Origin of the sequence: Scandinavium tedordense (assembly GCF_024764965.1) — a bacterium.
Taxonomy (GTDB): Bacteria; Pseudomonadota; Gammaproteobacteria; order Enterobacterales; family Enterobacteriaceae; genus Scandinavium; species Scandinavium tedordense.
The window spans coordinates 201,235-222,322 of sequence record NZ_JALIGG010000055.1 but is presented as its reverse complement, the minus strand read 5'-3'; the positions used below and the strand labels follow the sequence as shown (position 1 = coordinate 222,322).

Genomic DNA, 21,088 nt, shown 5'->3' with positions numbered 1-21,088 from the left:
CTCGTGCCTCTTACTGCTTCAGTTTGGGATCCAGCGCGTCACGCAGACCGTCGCCCATCAGGTTAAATGCCAGCACCGTAAACAGGATCGCCAGACCCGGGAAGGTCACAACCCACCAGGCGCTTTGCGCGAACTGCAACACGTCGGAGAGCATGGTGCCCCACTCCGGTGTTGGCGGCTGCGCACCCATGCCAAGGAAGCCAAGAGCAGCCATATCGAGAATGGCGTTTGAGAAACCGAGCGACGCCTGAACAATCAGCGGCGCAAGACAGTTTGGGAGAATGTTGACGAACATCTGACGCATTGCGCCCGCACCCGCCACACGAGACGCGGTCACGTAGTCGCGATTGACCTCCACCATCACCGCCCCGCGCGTCAGTCGCACGTAGTGAGGCAAGGCCACAAAGGTTAGTGCCAACGCGGCGTTACCGATCGACGGACCGAAGATCGCCACCAGTACCAGCGCCAGCAGCAGGCTTGGCAGGGCCAGCATGATGTCGACGATGCGCATGATGATGTTATCGATGATGCCGCCGAAATAGCCTGCCACCAGCCCGAGCACGACCCCCAGTACCAGCGACAGCACCACCACCAGACAGCCCACCAGCAGCGACAGACGTGCGCCGTACATCAGACGAGACAGCACGTCACGGCCGACGTCATCGGTACCGAGCAAATGCGTCAGCGTGCCGCCGTCCTGCCAGAACGGTGGCGCCAGCAGAGAATCACGGAACTGGTCCGCGGGGTTAAACGGTGCGAGAACGTTGGCGAAAATAGCGATGAGCATCACCGCCACCACATACACCAGACCGACAACCGCGCCTTTATTACGTTTGAAATAGTGCCAGAACTCCTGCAATGGGGTCATTGGCACCGGTGCTGCTACTTTATTTTCAGTGACTTGTGACATGATGGCCCCTTACTTCCTATGACGAATACGCGGGTTCACCACGCCGTACAGCAGGTCGACCAGCAGGTTAACGAGGATAATCATCGTCGCAACCAGCAGGACCCCGCCTTGCACAACCGGATAATCACGGCGCTGCAGGGCATCAATCAGCCAGCGCCCAAGGCCCGGCCAGGAGAAGATCGTTTCGGTCAGAATCGCACCCGCCAACAGCGTGCCGACCTGCAAACCGATAACCGTCACCACTGGCAGCATGGCATTACGCAGCGCATGCACAATGATGACGCGCATCCGGGTCAGGCCCTTCGCACGCGCGGTACGGATATAGTCTTCGCCGAGCACTTCCAGCATCGCCGAACGGGTCATACGCACGATAACCGCCAGAGGGATGGTGCCGAGCACCACCGCAGGCAGAACCATGTGTGCGACGGCATCAATGAAGTTACCCGGTTCACCCCAGATAGCGGTATCAATCAGCATGAAACCCGTTAGCGGCAGCGTGTCATCGAGGAACACCGCATCGCTGATACGTCCTGAGACCGGTGCCAGGTTCAGCTGTACCGACACCAGCATGATGAGCATCATGCCCCACCAGAAGATAGGCATGGAGTAACCGGTTAATGCGATACCCACCGCGGTGTGATCGAAGATAGAACCGCGTTTGACCGCAGCCAGCACGCCCACAGGAATACCGACGGCAATGGCGAAAATCATGGCGCAGACGCCGAGTTCCAGCGTGGCTTTAAATCGCGGAACGAATTCGTCCCATACCGGCAGACGGCTCTTCAGCGAGATCCCTAAATCGCCGTGAAGAACGCCCCAGATATAATGGAGATACTGTTGCCACATTGGCTTATCAAGGCCCATGGCAGCCAGAAGCTGTGCGTGACGCTCAGGGGAAATACCGCGCTCACCGGCCATAATCATCACCGGGTCACCGGGGATCATATGGACAAAGGCAAAGGTCAGCAGGGTGATACCGATAAAGGTCGGGATGACTAATCCCAGACGTCGGAGGATGAACTGCAACATAACCCGGATTCTCTCTCATGACGCTCTGCCTGGCGACAGCACGTCTGTATTGCTCACAACTGCCGGGTGGCGCCGCGCTTACCCGGCCTACATTCGTAGGCCCGTGCAGGCGCAGCGTCGCCGGGCATAGAGGGGTACTCGCGTACCCCTTACATTTTTAATTATTCGATGGAGACGTTCTCGAAGTGGTGCTTACCTAATGGATCAACCACATAGCCTTTGACTTCTTTACGCACTGGCTCGTACACGGTGGAGTGAGCAATGATCAGCGCCGGAGCCTGGTCATGCATCACTACCTGAGCCTGTTTGTACAGTTCAATACGCTTGTTGTGATCTTCAGCAGCACGTGCAGGCTGAATCAGGTCTTCAAACGGCTTATAACACCAGCGAGAGTAGTTTGAACCGTCTTTCGCCGCGGCACAGCTGAACAGGGTCGCGAAGAAGTTATCCGGATCCCCATTATCACCGGTCCAGCCCATCATGACGGTCTGATGCTCACCCGCTTTGGCGCGTTTCAGGTACTCGCCCCACTCGTAGGTCACGATGTTGGCTTTCACGCCTACTTTCGCCCAGTCAGCCTGAATCATCTCAGCCATACGGCGAGCGTTCGGGTTGTACGGACGCTGTACCGGCATCGCCCACAGGTCAATGCTGAAACCATCGGCATGGCCAGACTCTTTCAGCAGCGCTTTGGCTTTTTCCGGATCGTAGGTGTAATCCTTCACATCGTCGTTATAGCCCCACATGGTTGGTGGGATCAGGTTCTTGGCAGCAACGCCCGCGCCCTGATAAACGGCTTTGATAATCGCCTCTTTGTTCACCGCATAAGTCAGCGCCTGACGAACTTTCACGTCATCCAGCGGTTTCTTCTCAGTGTTAAAGGAGAGGTAGCCCACGTTCAGGCCAGCCTGCTGCAGCAGGTTGATGTTTTTGTCCTGCTTCATGCGAGCGATGTCTGCCGGGTTCGGGTACGGCATCACCTGACATTCGTTTTTCTGCAGTTTGGCGTAACGTACGGACGCATCTGGGGTGATAGAGAACACCAGGCGGTCGATTTGCGGTTTGGTACCCCAGTAGCCCGGGAACGCTTTATACAGGATACGAGAGTCTTTCTGGTACTGCAGCAGCTGGAATGGACCGGTACCGATTGGGTTCAGGTCGATTTTTTCCGGCGTGCCGGCTTTCAGCATGTTGTCTGCATATTCTTTTGACAGAATCGATGCAAAGTCCATCGCCAGGTCGGCGAGGAACGGTGCTTCTGGACGCGTCAGCACGAACTGAACGGTATTATCGTCCACTTTCTTCACTTCGCTTATCAGGTCCGGCAGGCCCATGCCTTCAAAGTATTCATAGCTGCCGCCAGACACTTTGTGGTACGGGTTTTTGTCGTTTTTCTGACGATCGAAGGAGAACACGATGTCATCGGCGTTTAAGTCACGCGTCGGTTTGAAATCTTTGTTGTCCTGCCACTTAACGCCTGGGCGCAGGTGGAAGGTATAGGTTTTGCCGTCGGCGCTGACATCCCACTTCTCTGCCAGACCCGGAATAATTTCCGTGGTGCCGGTTTTGAATTCAACCAGACGGTTGTAGATAGGCACGGAGCTTGCGTCGTAAGTCGTACCAGAGGTGAACAGCTGTGGGTTAAAGCCTTCCGGCGAGCCTTCAGAACAGTAAACCAGGGTTTTGGCCTGCACGCTTGCCGCCACAGTCAAGGCCACAAGGCTAAGACCAAGCTTCAGCATCCCTGACTTTTTCAAGGAAATACTCATTATTCTGCTCCAAATGTGATGTTTGTTTGTTGTGTTTTCCGCCAGACCTTTTTTTGTTTTTTAACCGGTCTGTTCGGTAGTGCCCGAAGGCGTTAAAAGGGTTGGAGATTCCTTTCAGAAGAGCAACTGAGTAGCAGCGCAGATTCTCCCTGAAATGCCCCTCATGCCCTACAATCTGTCAACAGAATGTGCAAACGTCAATACAGGTAACCGGGATTTACATCAGCGGTGAGAATCCTCAGGCAAAGATTAAAAAAACTTCGGAAGGGGATTCTCAGCAGGGAAATTTATGCTACGGGGTTAACAGCAGCATAATCATCTTCACACCCGGAAATAACCAGTGATTAACAATTGTGCGAAATGATAAAAATTTCTTCCTCAATGGCGATAATCTGAGCGATTAATAGCGTGAACGTTAAAACGCACAGCTGAAAATGCTGATGTTATCCATAAGAAACGCAAGAAAAAGGCTAACCAAATATAAAAAAATACAATGGAATATGTCACAAAATAGTTAACTGACAGCGGGGAGTCTCTGGGCAGAGGATTTTGTGATGTTTCAGCGTCAAGATAGAAGCCGGTAAGTACCCAGTGGCGCTGCGCTTACCGGGCCTACACTACCGGACGCAGGCCAAGAAAAAGTACCCTCAAGGGGGCAAACACGCGAAGAACTACAGACATAAAAAAACCGCTCAAAAGAGCGGTTTTTTCGAATGTGGTCGGCGAGAGAGGATTCGAACCTCCGACCCACTGGTCCCAAACCAGTTGCGCTACCAAGCTGCGCTACTCGCCGAATGCGGGCCGCATGTTACTGCTGCGATTCGGCCCCGTCAATCCCTTTTCAGCAAAAGCCTTGTCGATCGGCGAGAAACTCGCCGTCTCATTACTGGCTTTTAGCCGGGACGTGACACCAGTTGTTATTCTCGTTAATCCCGCCGTCTGGCGAAGTGTATCCGAGACAACCCATGATGGTGTCATACAGTTCCACGTGACGACGCGGTACCTTCATGTCAGCTTCCTTTTTCAGCTGCGTAAACGCCTGCTGATGCGCTGGATTTTCCAGATACTTATCGGACATCCATACCAGCATCGGCACACGGAACTGCTCAGGTGGAGCCAGCATGCGTGGCGTACCGTGCAGGTGCTCTTTCTCGTTGATCGACTCACCGTGGTCGGCGGCATAGAAGACGATTGCCTTCTTATCGCGCAGCTGATTCAGCACATCACTGATGAAGGTATCCACGTACAGCACCGAGTTGTCATAAGCATTGATCATCTCCTTCTTACTGCATTCGTCGTTGATGCCAACGCACTCCGGCTGCCATTTTGCAAAATCACGGGTGTAGCGCTGGTAGTAACTCCAGTGCGAGCCCTTGGTATGCAGGATGATCAAATGCTTGCCGTTCGGATGGCTTTCCAGCGACTGCGCAATTTCCGGCAGCAGCAGTTTGTCCGCCACGTCTTTGCCACGGTTACGCGGCTCGGCGCCAATCTGTTCACGATAAGCAATGTTGTCAGCCATGGTGTTGCTGTAGAACCAGATTTCACTCTGCATGGCGAACAGGTCTGAGCTAAAGCCCAGCTGTTTCAACACCGCAAAGACGTTCTGCTCTTTCAGCGTACGCTGAGGGTTATTCTCTGCCCCGCCCTCGCGTACAAACATGCAGCGCAATGAGAGCTTAGTCGCGGTGTCGCAGGACGTGCCGCGATAGGCAACCAGGTTTTTCTCTTGGGACAGCTTCGGTGTGGTATTCCGGTCATAGCCCAGAATGCCCATGTGATCCCAGCGGGTGGTTTCGCCGATGATGAACACCACATAGGTGTCATCCAGGTCTTTCCCCGGTGCCACATAGGTGAATTTTTTCGCCGGGTTAATCAGGGAGCGACTGTCGGATGATTCATCGACCTGCGCCCAGGCGTACAGGCCCAGCGCGGATACCCAGTTCGACGGCAGATAGGAATTGGCAATGATGCCACCGTAGCTCGGCGCATCGCCCTGAGACGTTTTCTCAACCTGTTTCTGGTGACGGTCCATTAATCGGATCGGGGCCCAGACCAGTAGGCCAGCCATCACCACCACGGCGATATTACGCACGCGCTGCCCGCGAGTACGTAGTTGGCGTTGCAGCGTATAGCGGCAACGGTTGCTCCAGATAAAGAACAGCGGCGGCAAACTTGCCAGCACCGTCCACATCATCAGGCCTTGGCCGATGACCTCTTTTGACAGATCAACATCGGTGGTCATCACCGAGGCAACAATGCCGTAGCCAATGACGACGTTCATAAAGGTCATGTAGTAGCTGGCGGCAACGGAGATAATGACCACCAGCGAGGTCAGAATCTGCCAAGGGCGACGGCCCAAGATAGAGATCAAGCGCAGTAGGCAGAATGTCACCAGTACCGAGCCGCAAATTTCGATAATGGCAAAAATTCCATTTACGAACGTAGGATTTTCGAGATAGCCCGTCAGTCTTCTGACCAATACCGCGCCGTTAAGGAACAGACCGATATACAAGGCGAGGAACAGGCACAACCGCTGTTGTGTTAAAGATTTAATATAATTCATGCAAGCAAACCCTGGGAAAAGGGGCACAAAAAACCGACTTAGCTATCGGCATGACAGTAAGTAGACTAGGTAATCGCGTAAGGAACAGTTATGAGAAACGTCTATAAGCGCAGTGAGTAGACCATAGCGCAGGAGAAAAGTGTCATCAGGAAGTGTGATCCGGGCAATATTTACAAAAATAATGGCCCGGATCGGAAGATTTATGGCAGGAATGTGTTACCGGCAGGGGTTATGCCGTTCAATATCAGGCATGAGCCTCTTCAAACACTGCACAATTTGGCTGACGAATGGTGGTCGACAGCGCCAGAGACAAAATCAGCAGTGCGAAGATGACGCAGAAGGTCACGTAGAAACCGCCGAACAGGGACGCAATGATCGAACCGCAGATGCTACCAATCCCGAAACCGAGATAAATCACGCCGTAGTTTTTCGCCAGATTATTCAGGCCGAAGAACTCGCTCACCAGCGACGGGAACACGGTAATGGTGCCGCCAAAGTTGAAGGCCACGCAGGCAATCGCTGCGAAGAAGGTCATCGCATTCAGCGGAGCAAACAGCAGCGCCGCCATACCAACCAGGGAAATCACCTGACCGATGGTGATAACACGGATACGGGCAATTTTGTCGGACAGAATACCGAGCACCAGACGGCCACCCAGGTTGGCGATGGAAATCACGGTGACCGCGTTCGCCGCCGTCATTACGTCCAGATGCACCATGCCCTGGGCAATATCTTTCGCCACGCCAATCACGTACAGACCACTCATGCAGGCAGTCAGGAACATCACCGCCAGCATCCAGTACTGTGGTTTACGCATTGACTGCGCAAGGCTGAAGTCGTTCTCTACCACGCCGTTGGTGGTTTTAACCTCCTGCAGCGGCGCATCTTTCATCAGCGTTGCGCCAAACACAATCATCACCAGCACAATCGCGCCCCAGATGATAAAGGTTTTTTCCAGGCCGACGCTCACCAGCAGCTGGCTGTCGATGAATTTGAAGCCCAGGCTACCCAGGCCATACGCGCCAATGGAAAACGCGGAAATCAGCCCTTTACGTTCCGGGAACCATTTTACGCAGTTCGACAACGTCAGCAGATAACCCGCCCCGTCCGCCAGACCAACCAGCACCCCGGCGCTCAACCACAGCATCATCAGATTGTTAGCATGTGCGGTGAGGAAGAAGCCCAGGCCGAGCAGGATCCCGGAGGCCATAGTGACGCGCTTCACGCCAAAACGCTCTTGCAGTTTACCGGCTATGGACGAGGAAATGGCCAGACCGAGGCTTAACAGACCGAAGGAAAATGCGACCTGGCTGATAGGTTCATCGAGCTTTTCGGACAGCGCGCCGTTAAACAGGCTCCAGGTATAAACCGAACCGAGTGCAAATTGGGTGATGATGGTTCCAACCAGCGTCAGCCAGCGGGTAGAAGGACGGATTGCAGTATTCATGGGCGTAGATGCCTTATCAAAATTAACTGCAGCTAAAATAACGAAGTGTATTTCAGGCTGGGTTAAAAAAGGCATGAACTGCCGTCAGTGCGGAATGAAATGCACTGAGAGGAGAATGAATGACATTGCCAAAATAAAAACGCGGGAGAGGTTAGTGTTAACTATCACGACAGAGCGCGTAAACACTGTGAACAAATGAAATTAAAGATGTATTTATGACGATAACAACATGTTAAAAGCGAGCACTCAATCCCATGATGTATAGATAATTGGCTCCTTCGCTCATATTATCGGCTTGGGACAGTGACGCATATGCCGCAACATGCTGATTAAGCAGCATATCGGCGCCCACGGTGACGTCGAACCAATTTCCGTCCTGCGTGGATGTCGGCGTGCGGTTCAGGCCCGACTGTGACTTCCATTGATTATCGCCAAACTGCTGGTTATAGCTGATTTGCGCCCACGGATGCACACCCCACAGCGGCTGCGAGTCGAGACGCCAGCCCAGCGTGCTGCTGCTGGCGTGCCACATCGGGTCAGTCAGCGCCGTGGTGCTGGTCCCGCTGTCGCCAAATTCATTCCAGGTCGACGTGGCAGATCCATCATAATGCCAACTCGCCACCGGCCCGGTCGTGAACAGGGCAGTCAACGGAATATTCCAGACCATGCTCAGCGTGCGGGTCGCATCCAGCGGGGTATCATCGGGTTGATTCATCGCCATACCCGGCTGAACTTGCGTCGCGCTGATGCGTTCCGCCAGAATGTCGTCATAACGCGGTTGGTGATCGCTATCCCAGGTATAGCGTTCCGGCATATTACTTTGTGGGTCAGTAACGATATATTCCTGTTGCCAGGCGAAAGCTGATGTCGCAAGAGACATCCACACAAAAACAGATGCCGGGTAGATACCACCCCGGTAGCCATTGCATCTTTTAATAATCATTTGGCGACTCCGAAAGAGCCGAATCCGGCATTGTTGTTATGATTTTTTACGCGAGTGCGTATTACTAAATATTGTCATTTTATTTCTGCCGTCAAGGCAGGTTGAATATTTCTTCATCGACATCGAAAAGTGGGAGAGTGAGATGGAACGTTGCGGTTGGGTAAGTCAGGACCCGCTTTACATTGCCTATCACGATAGCGAATGGGGCGTGGCCCAGCGGGATAATCAAAAGCTGTTTGAAATGATCTGCCTTGAAGGCCAGCAGGCCGGGCTTTCCTGGATAACGGTGCTGAAAAAACGTGAAAACTATCGCGACGCGTTTCACCACTTCGACCCCATAAAAGTGGCGGCCATGGATGAAGCCGACGTAGAGCGACTGGTGCTCAACGCCGGGATCATTCGCCATCGCGGAAAAATTCAGTCAATTATTGGCAACGCCCGCGCATTCCTTGCCATGGAAGCCAACGGTGAACCGTTTGCCGATTTCGTCTGGTCGTTTGTCGATAACCATGCACAGGCCACGCGTGCCGCGACGCTGGCAGAAATCCCCACCAGCACGCCCGCGTCGGATGCGCTGTCGAAAGCACTGAAAAAGCGCGGCTTTAAGTTTGTCGGCACCACTATCTGCTACTCCTTTATGCAGGCTTGCGGGCTAGTCAACGACCATGTCACCGCGTGTTTCTGCCATCCGGGAGGCGACGATGATCCGCAAATGGCAAAATAGCGACCGCCAACCCCTGCTGACGCTGTGGCTGGATAGCACTATTTTTGCGCATCCGTTTATCGAGGAAAGCTACTGGCATGAGAGCGAACCGCTGGTGCGCGATGTGTATCTGCCCGCCGCGCATACGTGGGTGTGGGAAGAGGATGGTGTGGTGCAGGGGTTTATCAGCGTGATGGACCAGCGCTTTGTCGGCGCGCTATTTGTCGCGCCCACCTGTATCGGACGCGGCATTGGCCGGGCGCTGCTCGCGTATGTCTGCGACCGCTACCCGGAATTAAGCCTCGAGGTGTACCAGAAAAACAGCCGGGCGGTGAATTTCTACCATGCGCAGGGTTTCCGTATTCAGGACAGCGCATGGCAGGATGAAACCCGGCAACCGACCTGGATTATGCGTTGGCAGGCGGATCGAATGCTGTAAGCGTGGGCGCTGGCCCGTGGTATTTCTCCAGCCACGCCAGCGCGGTATTTCCCGCACAGCCGTTGCCGAGCTTCGAGCTTGGGAGATCTTTCGTCAGCACGTTTACCGCGCCATTCTTACAGATGCCCCCGGCCTGATTATCGAGATCCGGCCACGCCCCTTCGTGCAAACAGATAATGCCTGCCCGAATGCCCTCTGTCACAACCGCGCCCGCCAGAACCTGCCCTCGCCCGTTCCATACGCGAACCAGGTCGCCGTCGGCAATGCCACGCGCTTTCGCGTCGTCAGGATGCAGCGTCAGCGGCTCACGCCCCGCCACCGCGTATTTCTCGCGCAGACGCGTGTGATTCAGCTGGCTGTGCAAACGGTGTGCGGGATGCGCCGACAAAAGCTGTAACTGCCCTGCTTGCGCATTACCATGCCACTCGTCGGGTTCAAGCCAGGTCGGGTGTCCAGGGCAATCGGCGTAATTGAAGCCCGCGATACGCTGCGAATAAATTTCAATTTTACCGCTATCGGTTTTTAACGGATTGGCATGCGGGTCTTCACGGAAGGCGGCGAAACGGATGAACTTCGCGTTCTGCTCGCTCTCCGGCATCTCAATCAACTGATTCGCTTCCCAGAATTGCTGGAACGGGGGAAGCGTCACCTGCTGGCTCGCGCCGCGCTGCCCGGCAATCTCATAGAAGGTTTCCAGCCACTCCAGATCGCTTTTGCCTTCGGTGTAGCGCTCGCGCCCGCCCGCTTCCCAGCGTTCGCTCAGTTCGGCAAACACCTCCCAGTCGTCTCGCGCCTCATCGCGTGGCGCGACCACGCGTTTCATCGGCACCAGATGCTGGTTGCTGTAATCCCCGGTCATGGTCAAATCGTTGCGCTCGAACGAGGTGGTCGCGGGCAGCACGATGTCTGCATGGCGTGCGGCGGCGGTCCAGAAACACTCTGAGATAACGATCAGTTCCGGCTTCTGCCAGGCGCGGATCAGGCGGTTGGTATCCTGATGATGGGTAAAGTTGGCGCCGCCCGCCCACCAGACAAACCGGATGTCCGGGAAGTGTCTGTCCATGCCGTTGTGCTGATACGGCGCGCCAGGGTTTTCCAGCGCTTCGACAATGCGCGCCACCGGGATTTTATCCACCGCATCAGTGCCATTGGCGACGCCGCCCTGCATCGAGGCCAGCACCGCCGCACGTCGGGTCGGATTTCCGCCGTTGGAGAAATGATAAGAGAGACCAAAACCGCCGCCCGGTGTGCCAATCTGCCCGAGCATGGCTGCCAGTGTGACCAGCATCCAGTGTTTCTGCTCGCCAAACTGCTGGCGCTGCATACCCCAGCCGGACATCAGCATGGTACTGTTTTGATGGAAAATTTCCGCCAGTTCGCGGATTTTAGGCGCATCAATGCCGCAAATATCTGCCGCCCATTCGGCCGTTTTCGCCACGCCGTCGCGCTCGCCGGTCATATATTCAGCAAACTGGGCGTAGCCGGTAGTGCAGCGTGCCAGGAACGTCGTATCGTGCCAGTTATTTTCCACCAGCGTATGGGCAATGCCGAGCATCAGCGCCACGTCGGTACCCATGTGCGGAGCCAGCCACTCCATCGATTCCCCGAAGAAATCGACGGTTTCCGAACGCATCGGATCGATGCAAATCAGTCGCTTGCCGCTGTTACGCAGCGTGTCGAAGAACGTCATGCCCTGCTCGTCGGAGGCGTTCCAAGCAATCTTCAGGGTATTCAGCGGATTCGCACTCCACAATACCACCACGTCAGTATGTTCCAGAATCAGCGGCCAGCTGGTCTGCTGCTGATACACCTCATTGCCGCCGACCACATACGGCATAATCGCCTGCGCCGCACCGGTGGAGTAATCCCCCAGATGCCCGGTATAACCGCCCGCGAGGCTCATGTAGCGCTGTAACAGCGTCGCCGCTTTGTGCAGCACGCCGTTAGAGCGCCACCCGTAGGAGCCTGCGAAAATCGATGCAGGGCCGTGTGTTTCGCGGATACGTTGATGCTGGGCATGAATGAGATCCAGCGCCTCATCCCAGCTCACCCGGACAAACTCATCCTGCCCGCGTACGCCCTGTGGGCTGTTCGGCGTGGCCAAAAAACCTTTACGCACCATCGGATAACGGACCCGCGTTTTGCTGTGCACCTGATCACGCACCGCACTTTGCAGCGAGTTCTCAAATGTCCCAGAAAGCGCACCGCGAGATGCCAGCACGGTATCGCCATCGGTTTCGACCAGCATGGGCCCCCAGTGGGCGGCGGTCAGAATGGTTTTTGTTGCAGATGAGTTGGCCAAAACAGGCTCCTGGTTAACGGATGCAGGTGTTGCGACGCTGATTTTTTCATCAGTGTTCAATTTATTTACAAATTTAAAGATTGCTCCTGGAATTTTCCCAGCAATCACGCGTCATAATCAACCGCCGCGGACGCCGTGGCAAAGAATAAAAAGGATTAAGGAAATAAGATGAAAAAACGCGTAATCATGATTGCCGCTATGGTAAGCGGCGCGCTGGCCCTTTCAGGCTGTACCACCAACCCTTACACCGGCGAACGTGAAGCCGGCAAGTCCGGTATCGGCGCAGGCATTGGCGCGCTGGCGGGGGCGGGTATCGGCATGCTTTCTTCGTCGAAGAAAGACCGTGGAAAAGGCGCGCTGATTGGTGCCGCAGCAGGTGCCGCCGTTGGTGGTGGCGTCGGTTATTACATGGACGTTCAGGAAGCTAAACTGCGCCAAAAAATGCAGGGTACAGGCGTCAGCGTCACCCGTAATGGTGACAACATCGTGCTGAACATGCCGAACAACGTAACCTTTGACAGCAGCAGCGCCAACCTCAAACCGGCCGGGGCAAACACCCTCACCGGCGTGGCGATGGTATTGAAAGAGTACGAAAAAACCGCAGTTAACGTGGTTGGTTATACCGACAGCACCGGCGGTCAGGACCTGAACATGCGCCTGTCACAGCAGCGCGCCGATTCAGTGGCCAGCGCCCTTATCACTCAGGGCGTCACCGCGAACCGCGTCCGCACCAACGGAATGGGGCCAGCGAATCCTGTCGCCAGCAACAGCACCGCCGAAGGGAAAGCGCAGAACCGTCGCGTAGAAATCACCCTCAGCCCGCTGCAGTAATCGTTGTGCCGGGGAGGGTTTCGCCGCCCCGGCCAACGTTTTCGACGAAAACGCCCACCAGCTCCAGCATTAACGGCTTGCCATCGCTTATTTTCACGCTAAGGTGTTCACACATTCAGGTGAAGGAAGCCCTCATGGCGAACAAGGCGCGAGCCACCATCAGCGACGTGGCGAAAGCGGCAAAAACGGGTAAGACCAGCGTTTCGCGTTATCTTAACGGTGAAAAGCATCTACTTTCAGACGCCCTTCTGGCGCGAATCGAACATGCTATTGCCGAACTCGACTATCGTCCAAGCCTGATGGCGCGGGGCCTGAAGCATGGCCGCACTCGCCTTATCGGACTTATCATCGCCGATATCACCAATCCCTATTCCGTCAATGTATTAAGCGGGATCGAAGCCGCCTGTCGCGAACAGGGGTTTACGCCGTTGGTTTGTAACACCAATAACGAAGTGGATCAGGAACGACACTATCTCGATTTACTGCGCAGTTATCAGGTCGAAGGAATCGTGGTTAATGCCGTGGGAATGCACGAAGAAGGCCTGAGTCGTCTGCAACAGTCGGCCCTGCCGATGGTCCTGATTGACCGAAAAATTCCGGATTTTGCCTGCGACGTCGTCGGGCTGGATAACACCCAGGCCGCCACTACCGCCACCGAACACCTCGTCGAGCAGGGGTTTGAAGCGCTGCTTTTTCTCAGCGAACCGCTCGGGAGCGTCAACACCCGACGCGAACGCCTGACCGCCTTTCGCACGACGCTGGCTCGCTATCCGGGCATCAGCGCTGAAAACGCCGAAGTGCCACTGAACGACGGTGCACTCATCGATAACGCGCTGCGTCAGTTCCACGCCACGCATCGCGGAATGCGCAAAGCCGTGATTTCCGCCAACGGCGCACTGACGTTGCAGGTGGCACGGTCGCTCAAACGCCTTGACCTGCACTGGGGCAGCGATATCGGCCTGCTCGGTTTTGACGAACTTGAATGGGCAGAGCTGGCGGGTGTGGGTATTACCACCCTCAAACAGCCTACCTGGAAAATCGGCTATGCCGCTGTAGAGCAGGTGGTACGCCGGATCGAAGGCAGCACTGACCCGATCCGCGAGCAGGTTTTCTCCGGCGAACTGATCGTCCGAGGATCCACCAGCCGCTAATTACCCTGTGATGACGATCATAAATTAGACAACGTTGCCTTTTCTTTGGAACCGGTTCCATCTAGCGTAATACAGAGAAACCCATTCTTATTTCGCTCTGGAGTCCCGGATGGCAAGAAAAATCATCGTCGTAACGGCTGCCTACGGCCGTGACTGCGTGATGACCCTCGGAGGGCAGCGCGGCGTGCTCTCCATCATTGCAGCGGCTGGTGCCGACGGCGTCGAAATCCGCCGAGAACTGTTTGCCCCGCAGGAGATCGACGCCCTGCCACAGCTGGCGGCTGACATATCTCAGCACAACCTGATGGCCTGCTATTCCGCGCCGCAAGGGCTGTTTGAAACCGACGGCAGTCTGAATCCCAATCTCCGCTCATTGCTTCTGGAAGCCCAGGTTCTGAACGCCGCCTGGCTGAAACTCTCTCTGGGGCATTTCACTCAGCCTGCCACGCTGGAAACTCTGCGCGCCATTCTGGCCGACAGCCCGGTGGCGCTGGTGATTGAAAACGACCAGACCGACTGCGGAAAGCTGGCTCCGATGCAACGCTTCCAGGCCGCCGTACGCGTACAGGCGTTACCGATTCGTCTGACGTTTGATATGGGCAACTGGCTGTGGCTGGGCGATTCTCCGGAACAGGCCGCACAATTGCTGGCACCGAGCGTGGGATACGTTCACGTCAAAGCTGCCGAACCGCACCATGACGGCTGGCGGGCGATAACCCCGGACGACAATCCGCGCTGGGCTGCCCTGCTCAATGCCTTGCCTGACAACGTACCGCGCGGTATCGAATTTCCGCTTGAAGGCGACGATTTGGTGGCCGTCACCCGTCGCTATGTTCGCTGGTTACGCGAGGAATAAGCATGAATCAGACACGGGATGTGATCACTATCGGTGAAGCCATGGCGATGTTTGTCGCCCAGAAAACCGGGCCGCTCAGCCAGGTTGAGTCGTTTATCAAACGCGTGGCTGGGGCAGAGCTGAATGTCGCTACCGGTCTGGCGCGGCTCGGACTTAGCGTCAGTTGGGTCAGCCGGGTGGGCGATGACAGCTTCGGCGAGTTCGTGCTGGACTCACTCAAACAGGAAGGCATTGATAGCGCAGGTGTCACCGTCGACGGGCGTTATCCCACCGGTTTTCAGCTGAAATCTAAAGTCGAAAATGGAACCGATCCCATTGTGGAATACTTCCGCAAAGGTTCCGCCGCCAGCCATCTCAGCAAAGACGATTTCGATTCCGCGCATTTTCTGTCAGCCCGTCATTTGCACCTTAGCGGCGTGGCGGCGGCGTTATCTGGCAGCGCCTACGAACTACTCGATCACGCAGCGAACGCCATGAAACGCGCCGGGAAAACACTCTCTTTTGACCCAAACCTGCGTCCGGTGCTGTGGAAAAGCGAAGCGGAAATGGTCGAGAAACTGAATCATCTCGCCTGCCAGGCCGACTGGGTATTACCGGGGCTGAAAGAAGGATTCATTCTGACCGGACAGCGCACGCCGGAAGGCATTGCTGATTTTTACCTGAGCCGTGGCGTAAAAGCGGTGGTGATTAAAACCGGGGCCGACGGCGCGTGGTACCAGAGCGCGGATGGCGAGCATGGCACCGTAACCGCCGAAAAAGTAGAAAACGTCGTCGATACCGTGGGGGCAGGCGATGGCTTCGCCGTCGGCATGATCAGTGCCCTGCTGGAGGGCAAAACCCTGCCGCAGGCGGTCGCACGCGGTAACAAAATTGGTTCTCTGGCGATTCAGGTCCAGGGCGACAGCGAAGGATTACCCACCCGGGAAGCGCTCGGCGAGGCCGGGTAATCCCTTTACAACATACCGAACGGCAGCAACCGAAACCCCCAAACAACGAACGCTACCCTGTACCCTACATACTGCGGTAGCCATTTCCTCAGCAACAGAGGCACGCTTATGAACCGTTCAAATCCTGCCACCAGGCGCTGGCTGTACATCATGCCCATCGTATTTATCACGTACAGCCTGGCGTATCTCGACCGCGCCAACTTCTCATTCGCCTCCGCCGCGGGGATCAACGACGACCTCGGCATCACCAAAGGCGTGTCCTCGCTGCTCGGCGCGCTGTTTTTCCTCGGCTATTTCTTCTTCCAGATCCCCGGGGCGATGTACGCCGAACGCCGCAGTGTGCGCAAACTGATTTTTGTGTGCCTGATCCTGTGGGGCGGCTGTGCCTCGCTGACCGGGATGGTTAGTAATATCCCAATGCTGGCGGCGATCCGCTTTATTCTGGGTGTGGTCGAAGCCGCGGTGATGCCAGCGATGCTGATTTACATCAGCAACTGGTTTACTAAATCTGAACGCTCACGCGCCAACACCTTCCTGATCCTCGGCAACCCGGTGACAGTGCTGTGGATGTCGGTGGTGTCAGGCTATCTGATTCAGTCCTTCGGCTGGCGCGAGATGTTTATCTTTGAAGGCATCCCGGCGGTCATCTGGGCTTTCTGTTGGTGGGTGCTGGTGAAAGACAAACCCACACAGGTAGGCTGGCTGTCTGAAGCAGAAAAATCTGCGTTGCAGGCACAGCTCAATCAGGAGCAGCAGGGTATCAAAGCCGTGCGTAACTATGGCGAAGCCTTCCGCTCGCGGAACGTCATTCTGCTGTGCCTGCAATATTTCGCCTGGAGCATCGGGGTGTATGGTTTCGTGCTGTGGCTGCCATCCATTATCCGCAGCGGCGGTGAAAACTTAGGAATGGTGGAAGTGGGCTGGCTGTCGGCGGTGCCGTATCTGGCCGCTACCATCGCCATGATCCTCGCATCCTGGGCCTCCGATAAGATGCAAAACCGTAAGCTGTTCGTCTGGCCATTACTGCTGATTGGCGGCCTGGCGTTTATTGGTTCCTGGGCCGTCGGGGCCGATCATTTCTGGATATCCTACAGTCTGCTGGTGATTGCAGGCGCCGCGATGTACGCCCCGTACGGGCCGTTCTTCGCCATTGTGCCAGAGATGTTGCCACGTAATGTAGCCGGTGGCGCAATGGCGCTGATCAACAGCATGGGTGCGCTCGGCTCGTTCTTCGGCTCCTGGTTTGTTGGCTACCTCAACGGGGCAACCGGCACGCCGTCTGCCTCCTACATATTTATGGGGGTGGCACTTTTCGTCTCAGTGTGGCTGACTTTAATTGTTAAGCCTGCTAATAATCAGAAGCTTCCCGTCGGCGCACGCCACGCTTAAACCCTTTATCTGGAGAAAGGAATGAAACCGTCCGTCATTCTCTACAAATCATTACCTGACGATTTGCAACGCCGCCTTGAGACCCATTTTTCGGTCACCAAAGTGCCGAACCTGGACGCGGATACCGTTCAGGATCACGCCGACACGTTCAAAAATGCCGTGGGCCTGCTTGGCTCAAGCGAAAAAGTGGACGCGGCACTGCTGGATAACATGCCCGCCCTGCGTGCCACTTCCACCATTTCCGTCGGCTACGACAATTTCGATGTCGATGCGCTGAATGCCCGCCGCGTATTGCTGATGCACACCCCGACCGCGCTGACCGAAACCGTGGCCGATACGCTGATGGCGTTGATCCTGAGCAGCGCGCGCCGGGTGGTCGAAGTGGCCGAACGTGTGAAAGCAGGTGAATGGACCAAAGGCATTGGCCCGGACTGGTTTGGCACCGACGTGCACCACAAAACCATAGGTATTGTCGGGATGGGCCGCATTGGCCTGGCGCTGGCGCAGCGCGCGCATTTCGGTTTCGGCATGTCGGTTTTGTACAACGCGCGACGTCAGCATAAAGAGGCGGATGAGCGCTTTAACGCGCGCCATTGCGACCTCGACACCCTGCTTCAGGAAGCGGATTTTGTCTGTTCGATCCTGCCGCTGACCGACGAAACCCGTCATCTTTTCGGTGCCGCCGAGTTTGCCAAAATGAAGTCATCGGCCATTTTCATTAACGCCGGACGAGGCCAGGTGGTAGATGAAAACGCATTAATCGCCGCGTTAAAAGCAGGCGAAATTCATGCGGCGGGCCTGGATGTGTTCGAGCAGGAACCGCTGCCGGTTTCGTCAGAATTGCTCAAGCTGCCCAATGTCGTGGCGCTGCCGCATATCGGTTCTGCCACCCATGAGACGCGCTACAACATGGCGGCCACGGCGGTCGATAATCTGATTGATGCGTTAAACGGAAAGATTGAGAAGAACTGCGTGAACCCGCAGGTGAAATGAGAAAGAGACCGGGTGACAGGACGCCACCCGGTTTTCATGCTTAACGCGTGGCGTTAACCGCCGCGCTCCAGGCCTGATTAAACGCCTGGTGCTGAGCGGCCAGAGGGCCAATCAGCGTATTGTACTGGCTCGCCTGCTGAGACGTCGGGAACTGAATTCCGTTGGCCACGAAGCTTACCTGGGTATTTTGCTGTGCCACGAAATCACCAATCTGCACCAGCTGCTGGGTGAAGATCTGTGCGGCAGGGATCAGCGGCTGCATTGCGTTCGCTGGCAGGGTCACGACTTTATTGTAAACCTGGTCGTAGACCGGCTTCAGATCGTCAGCCTGTTTCAGTGCCGAATGCGCACCGTCCGCCTGCATTTTGGCGTTTTCCAGCTGCTGGCTCAACACACCCAGCGCGCCATTAGCCTGACGAAGCGGTTCGCGCTGAGTCATGTAATCCTGTGGCACACGAATCGCATTCACGCTGTCTACAACCGGACGTAAACCGGCGTCCATCGCCTGGCTCACCTGCTGAGAATAACCGTAAATCACTGCGTAATCGGAAACGAACGGACCAAATTGTTTTTTCTGATCGGTGGTCAGCGTTGGCAAACGTTCGCCACTACGCATCACGGAATTTTGCAGGAAGTCGATGAACGCTTTACGCTGATCGCCTTCTTTATCGAAACACCCACTCAGGCTAACTACCATCAATAACGCCGCAACAGACGCAAACCAGCGAGAGCAGGACTTTCCTGTCGCCATTTTCATACTCCTTCAGCCAAAAAAAAGCGCAAACTGGCACACACGTGCCTGACGCTGACAAGGATAGTCGACGCAAGCCTTGCAGGATACCCTTTCCTTCATTCACGTTAGGAAAAGTCGCACGCTTTCCTCACTCACGAAGGATGTTAATTATTTGTTGCCCATATCACAATTAATGATTTTGTCAGCTCACGCACTTATGTCTATAACATAATGAATCAATAGGTATTTCTTCTTTTTTTTGGCGCTGATGTCAGCCCCGCGTACGATAATCGCACGCTTCCCCCGGCCAGCACGTTGTCGAAAAAGCATCCTGATGGTTTGATTGATGAACGAATAACGGATTTACGTTCGATAATCGCACAACTTACCTTCCAGGAATCGCGATATGACAAAGACAACAACCGATATCCAGGCCTTTATCAACGAGAATCCCTTCACGAAATACCAGTGGATGATCCTCGTGCTGTGCTTCATTACCGTGGCGATGGACGGTTTTGACACCGCTATTATCGGCTTTATCGCCTCTGACCTCGTGCAGGAATGGGGCGTGCAGAAATCTGCTTTAGGCCCAGTAATGAGCGCTGCGCTGGTTGGGCTGGCTGTCGGAGCGCTGACCGCAGGTCCAATGGCCGACCGCATTGGTCGTAAAAAAGTGCTGATCCTCTCCATTCTGATCTTTGGCGGCTTCAGCTTGTTGACCGCCGCGGCGACCAGCCTCAACCAGCTAACGCTGCTGCGCTTCCTCACCGGGCTTGGCCTCGGTGCCGCCATGCCAAACGCCGCCACGCTGATGAGCGAATATGCCCCGGAACGCCGCCGCTCTTTGCTGGTGAATCTGATGTTCGTCGGTTTCCCCATCGGTTCCTCGCTCGGCGGGTTTATCTCCGCGTGGTTAATTCCGCAGTATGGCTGGCAAAGCGTGCTGATCCTCGGCGGCGTGATGCCGCTGGTGCTGGCGGTTGTGCTTATTTTTCTGCTGCCGGAATCGGTGCGTTATCTGGTGGCGAAAAACAAATCTCAACAGAAGGTGGCAACCATTCTGCGTCGCATTGCTCCGATCGCCACCGACACGCACTTTGTGCTGCACGAAGCGGGCGGAGTGCAGGATAAATCAGCGCTGGGTGTGATTTTCTCACCACGCTACGCGCTCGGTACGGTAATGCTGTGCCTGACCTACTTCATGGGTTTGCTGATTTTCTATTTACTGACCAGTTGGCTACCGCTGCTTATCCGCGAAACCGGTGCCACCATGCGCCAGGCATCGATCATCACAGCCCTGTTCCCACTCGGTGGCGGAATTGGCGTACTGATACTCGGGGCGCTGATGGACAAATTTAACCCCAACAAAGTGGTCGCGGTGGGTTGGTTGCTGACCGGCATATTCGTCTGTCTGGTCGGATTCTCCACCAGCAGCCTGGCGCTGATGGGGGTGATGGTATTCGTCGCAGGCAGCATCATGAACGGGGCGCAGTCTTCGATGCCCGCGCTGGCGGCTGGGTTCTATCCGACTCAGGGCCGGGCCACGGGCGTGGCATGGATGTTAGGCATTGGACGTTTCGGCGGTATTCTCGGGGCTTTCAGCGGGGTATTCCTGATGCAGGCGCAGCTGTCGTTTGAAACCATTTTCATGCTGCTGGCGATCCCCGCGCTGCTGTCCGCCACTGCGCTGATGGTGAAATACGCCATGACCAAAACCGATCGCTCGGCTGAAAACACTGTCACTCCGGTTAGCAAGGCGACACAAAAGGCCTGACGGGCAAACGGCGGGTGGCAACGCCCGTCTTTTGCCACATGTTTACTTACGATTTACAAAAATTGTGCTGAATAACTTTCCCGTCTCTTTATCAAATAATTAGTCGAATAATACGAAAGGCTGAATCGGGTCAGGCAAAAAACATCGCACGAATAGTCACTCCCGTTACCACCCTTCACCCTTTTTACTGACTATCCTTAATGAGCTCTTGTTGTTCACGTGCCCACTGTGAGATGTATACCCTAAATAGTTCGAGTTGCAGGATGGCGGCAAATCTGAGAATTCCCAGGCGCTTACTCCAGTAAG

The 21,088-nt window shown here is 55.4% G+C and carries 17 protein-coding genes and 1 tRNA gene; 9 read left to right on the top strand and 9 right to left on the bottom strand.

The window, feature by feature from the left end; translation table 11 throughout:
• Nucleotides 1–10 precede the first annotated feature (10 nt).
• The 7 genes from dppC to MUU46_RS11975 all read right to left on the bottom strand — a co-directional run bounded on the left by dppC (nt 11) and on the right by MUU46_RS11975 (nt 8,664).
• Nucleotides 11–910 carry a dipeptide ABC transporter permease DppC gene (dppC, locus tag MUU46_RS12005; protein ID WP_159757292.1) on the bottom strand — a complete coding sequence of 300 codons (900 nt, stop codon included), beginning with the start codon at nt 908–910 and terminating at the stop codon, nt 11–13.
• 9 nt (nt 911–919) lie between these two features.
• Nucleotides 920–1,939, bottom strand: coding sequence for a dipeptide ABC transporter permease DppB (dppB, locus tag MUU46_RS12000; protein WP_159757290.1), 1,020 nt, complete (start codon nt 1,937–1,939; stop codon nt 920–922).
• A gap of 161 nt (nt 1,940–2,100) precedes the next feature.
• Nucleotides 2,101–3,708 (bottom strand): dipeptide ABC transporter periplasmic-binding protein DppA, encoded by a 1,608-nt coding sequence (gene dppA / locus MUU46_RS11995; protein ID WP_258965633.1) that lies wholly within the window; start codon nt 3,706–3,708, stop codon nt 2,101–2,103.
• A 716-nt stretch (nt 3,709–4,424) separates the two neighbouring features.
• A tRNA-Pro gene (locus tag MUU46_RS11990) sits at nt 4,425–4,501 on the bottom strand.
• Nucleotides 4,502–4,591: 90 nt separating this feature from the next.
• Nucleotides 4,592–6,274, bottom strand: coding sequence for a kdo(2)-lipid A phosphoethanolamine 7''-transferase (gene eptB, locus MUU46_RS11985; RefSeq protein ID WP_159757286.1), 1,683 nt, complete (start codon nt 6,272–6,274; stop codon nt 4,592–4,594).
• Between the two features lie 244 nt (nt 6,275–6,518).
• Nucleotides 6,519–7,721, bottom strand: a complete 1,203-nt coding sequence (locus MUU46_RS11980; protein ID WP_258965632.1) for an L-lactate MFS transporter — start codon at nt 7,719–7,721, stop codon at nt 6,519–6,521.
• Between the two features lie 232 nt (nt 7,722–7,953).
• Nucleotides 7,954–8,664 (bottom strand): autotransporter domain-containing protein, encoded by a 711-nt coding sequence (locus MUU46_RS11975; protein WP_159757282.1) that lies wholly within the window; start codon nt 8,662–8,664, stop codon nt 7,954–7,956.
• 142 nt (nt 8,665–8,806) lie between these two features.
• On the opposite strand from MUU46_RS11975, the gene tag reads away from it, so the two are divergent.
• Both tag and MUU46_RS11965 read left to right on the top strand, forming a co-directional pair.
• Nucleotides 8,807–9,388 (top strand): DNA-3-methyladenine glycosylase I, encoded by a 582-nt coding sequence (gene tag, locus MUU46_RS11970; protein WP_159757280.1) that lies wholly within the window; start codon nt 8,807–8,809, stop codon nt 9,386–9,388.
• Nucleotides 9,366–9,806 (top strand): N-acetyltransferase, encoded by a 441-nt coding sequence (locus MUU46_RS11965; RefSeq protein ID WP_258965631.1) that lies wholly within the window; start codon nt 9,366–9,368, stop codon nt 9,804–9,806. The genes tag and MUU46_RS11965 overlap by 23 nt, the downstream gene beginning before the upstream one ends.
• On the opposite strand, the gene MUU46_RS11960 is transcribed toward MUU46_RS11965, so the two are convergent.
• The gene (locus tag MUU46_RS11960) at nt 9,775–12,108 is read right to left on the bottom strand and encodes a molybdopterin guanine dinucleotide-containing S/N-oxide reductase (protein WP_258965630.1); all 2,334 of its coding nucleotides are present in this window, start codon (nt 12,106–12,108) and stop codon (nt 9,775–9,777) included. The two genes, MUU46_RS11965 and MUU46_RS11960, sit on opposite strands and share 32 nt — an antisense overlap.
• Before the next feature lie 168 nt (nt 12,109–12,276).
• On the opposite strand from MUU46_RS11960, the gene MUU46_RS11955 reads away from it, so the two are divergent.
• From MUU46_RS11955 to ghrB, 6 genes are all read left to right on the top strand, one after another.
• The gene (locus MUU46_RS11955) at nt 12,277–12,939 is read left to right on the top strand and encodes an OmpA family lipoprotein (protein WP_159757274.1); all 663 of its coding nucleotides are present in this window, start codon (nt 12,277–12,279) and stop codon (nt 12,937–12,939) included.
• Between the two features lie 134 nt (nt 12,940–13,073).
• Nucleotides 13,074–14,090 carry a LacI family DNA-binding transcriptional regulator gene (locus MUU46_RS11950; RefSeq protein WP_258965629.1) on the top strand — a complete coding sequence of 339 codons (1,017 nt, stop codon included), beginning with the start codon at nt 13,074–13,076 and terminating at the stop codon, nt 14,088–14,090.
• A gap of 109 nt (nt 14,091–14,199) precedes the next feature.
• Complete coding sequence (locus MUU46_RS11945; protein WP_258965628.1) at nt 14,200–14,946, top strand: sugar phosphate isomerase/epimerase family protein; 747 nt, start codon at nt 14,200–14,202, stop codon at nt 14,944–14,946.
• Between the two features lie 2 nt (nt 14,947–14,948).
• A complete protein-coding gene (locus MUU46_RS11940; protein WP_159757268.1) occupies nt 14,949–15,893 on the top strand; it encodes a sugar kinase in 945 nt (314 codons plus the stop codon).
• Between the two features lie 108 nt (nt 15,894–16,001).
• Nucleotides 16,002–17,282 carry an MFS transporter gene (locus MUU46_RS11935; protein WP_258965627.1) on the top strand — a complete coding sequence of 427 codons (1,281 nt, stop codon included), beginning with the start codon at nt 16,002–16,004 and terminating at the stop codon, nt 17,280–17,282.
• Between the two features lie 21 nt (nt 17,283–17,303).
• Entirely contained in the window at nt 17,304–18,275 is a 972-nt protein-coding gene (gene ghrB / locus MUU46_RS11930) for a glyoxylate/hydroxypyruvate reductase GhrB (RefSeq protein ID WP_258965626.1), read from the top strand.
• 40 nt (nt 18,276–18,315) lie between these two features.
• Here the strand turns inward: ghrB and MUU46_RS11925 are convergent, their stop codons facing one another.
• A complete protein-coding gene (locus MUU46_RS11925) occupies nt 18,316–19,026 on the bottom strand; it encodes a DUF3053 domain-containing protein (RefSeq protein ID WP_159757259.1) in 711 nt (236 codons plus the stop codon).
• Between the two features lie 388 nt (nt 19,027–19,414).
• On the opposite strand from MUU46_RS11925, the gene MUU46_RS11920 reads away from it, so the two are divergent.
• Complete coding sequence (locus MUU46_RS11920; protein ID WP_258965625.1) at nt 19,415–20,782, top strand: MFS transporter; 1,368 nt, start codon at nt 19,415–19,417, stop codon at nt 20,780–20,782.
• Nucleotides 20,783–21,088: the final 306 nt, after the last annotated feature.

What these genes read in the sequence shown, in the direction of transcription:
- MUU46_RS11980 (WP_258965632.1), bottom strand. Translation starts at nt 7,721, where the DNA reads ATGAATACTGCAATCCGTCCTTCTACCCGCTGGCTGACGCTGGTTGGA.
- MUU46_RS11925 (WP_159757259.1), bottom strand. Translation starts at nt 19,026, where the DNA reads ATGGCGACAGGAAAGTCCTGCTCTCGCTGGTTTGCGTCTGTTGCGGCG.
- MUU46_RS11940 (WP_159757268.1), top strand. Translation starts at nt 14,949, where the DNA reads ATGAATCAGACACGGGATGTGATCACTATCGGTGAAGCCATGGCGATG.
- dppB (WP_159757290.1), bottom strand. Translation starts at nt 1,939, where the DNA reads ATGTTGCAGTTCATCCTCCGACGTCTGGGATTAGTCATCCCGACCTTT.
- MUU46_RS11935 (WP_258965627.1), top strand. Translation starts at nt 16,002, where the DNA reads ATGAACCGTTCAAATCCTGCCACCAGGCGCTGGCTGTACATCATGCCC.
- ghrB (WP_258965626.1), top strand. Translation starts at nt 17,304, where the DNA reads ATGAAACCGTCCGTCATTCTCTACAAATCATTACCTGACGATTTGCAA.
- dppA (WP_258965633.1), bottom strand. Translation starts at nt 3,708, where the DNA reads ATGAGTATTTCCTTGAAAAAGTCAGGGATGCTGAAGCTTGGTCTTAGC.
- MUU46_RS11955 (WP_159757274.1), top strand. Translation starts at nt 12,277, where the DNA reads ATGAAAAAACGCGTAATCATGATTGCCGCTATGGTAAGCGGCGCGCTG.
- tag (WP_159757280.1), top strand. Translation starts at nt 8,807, where the DNA reads ATGGAACGTTGCGGTTGGGTAAGTCAGGACCCGCTTTACATTGCCTAT.
- MUU46_RS11920 (WP_258965625.1), top strand. Translation starts at nt 19,415, where the DNA reads ATGACAAAGACAACAACCGATATCCAGGCCTTTATCAACGAGAATCCC.
- eptB (WP_159757286.1), bottom strand. Translation starts at nt 6,274, where the DNA reads ATGAATTATATTAAATCTTTAACACAACAGCGGTTGTGCCTGTTCCTC.
- MUU46_RS11950 (WP_258965629.1), top strand. Translation starts at nt 13,074, where the DNA reads ATGGCGAACAAGGCGCGAGCCACCATCAGCGACGTGGCGAAAGCGGCA.
- MUU46_RS11965 (WP_258965631.1), top strand. Translation starts at nt 9,366, where the DNA reads ATGATCCGCAAATGGCAAAATAGCGACCGCCAACCCCTGCTGACGCTG.
- MUU46_RS11945 (WP_258965628.1), top strand. Translation starts at nt 14,200, where the DNA reads ATGGCAAGAAAAATCATCGTCGTAACGGCTGCCTACGGCCGTGACTGC.
- dppC (WP_159757292.1), bottom strand. Translation starts at nt 910, where the DNA reads ATGTCACAAGTCACTGAAAATAAAGTAGCAGCACCGGTGCCAATGACC.
- MUU46_RS11975 (WP_159757282.1), bottom strand. Translation starts at nt 8,664, where the DNA reads ATGATTATTAAAAGATGCAATGGCTACCGGGGTGGTATCTACCCGGCA.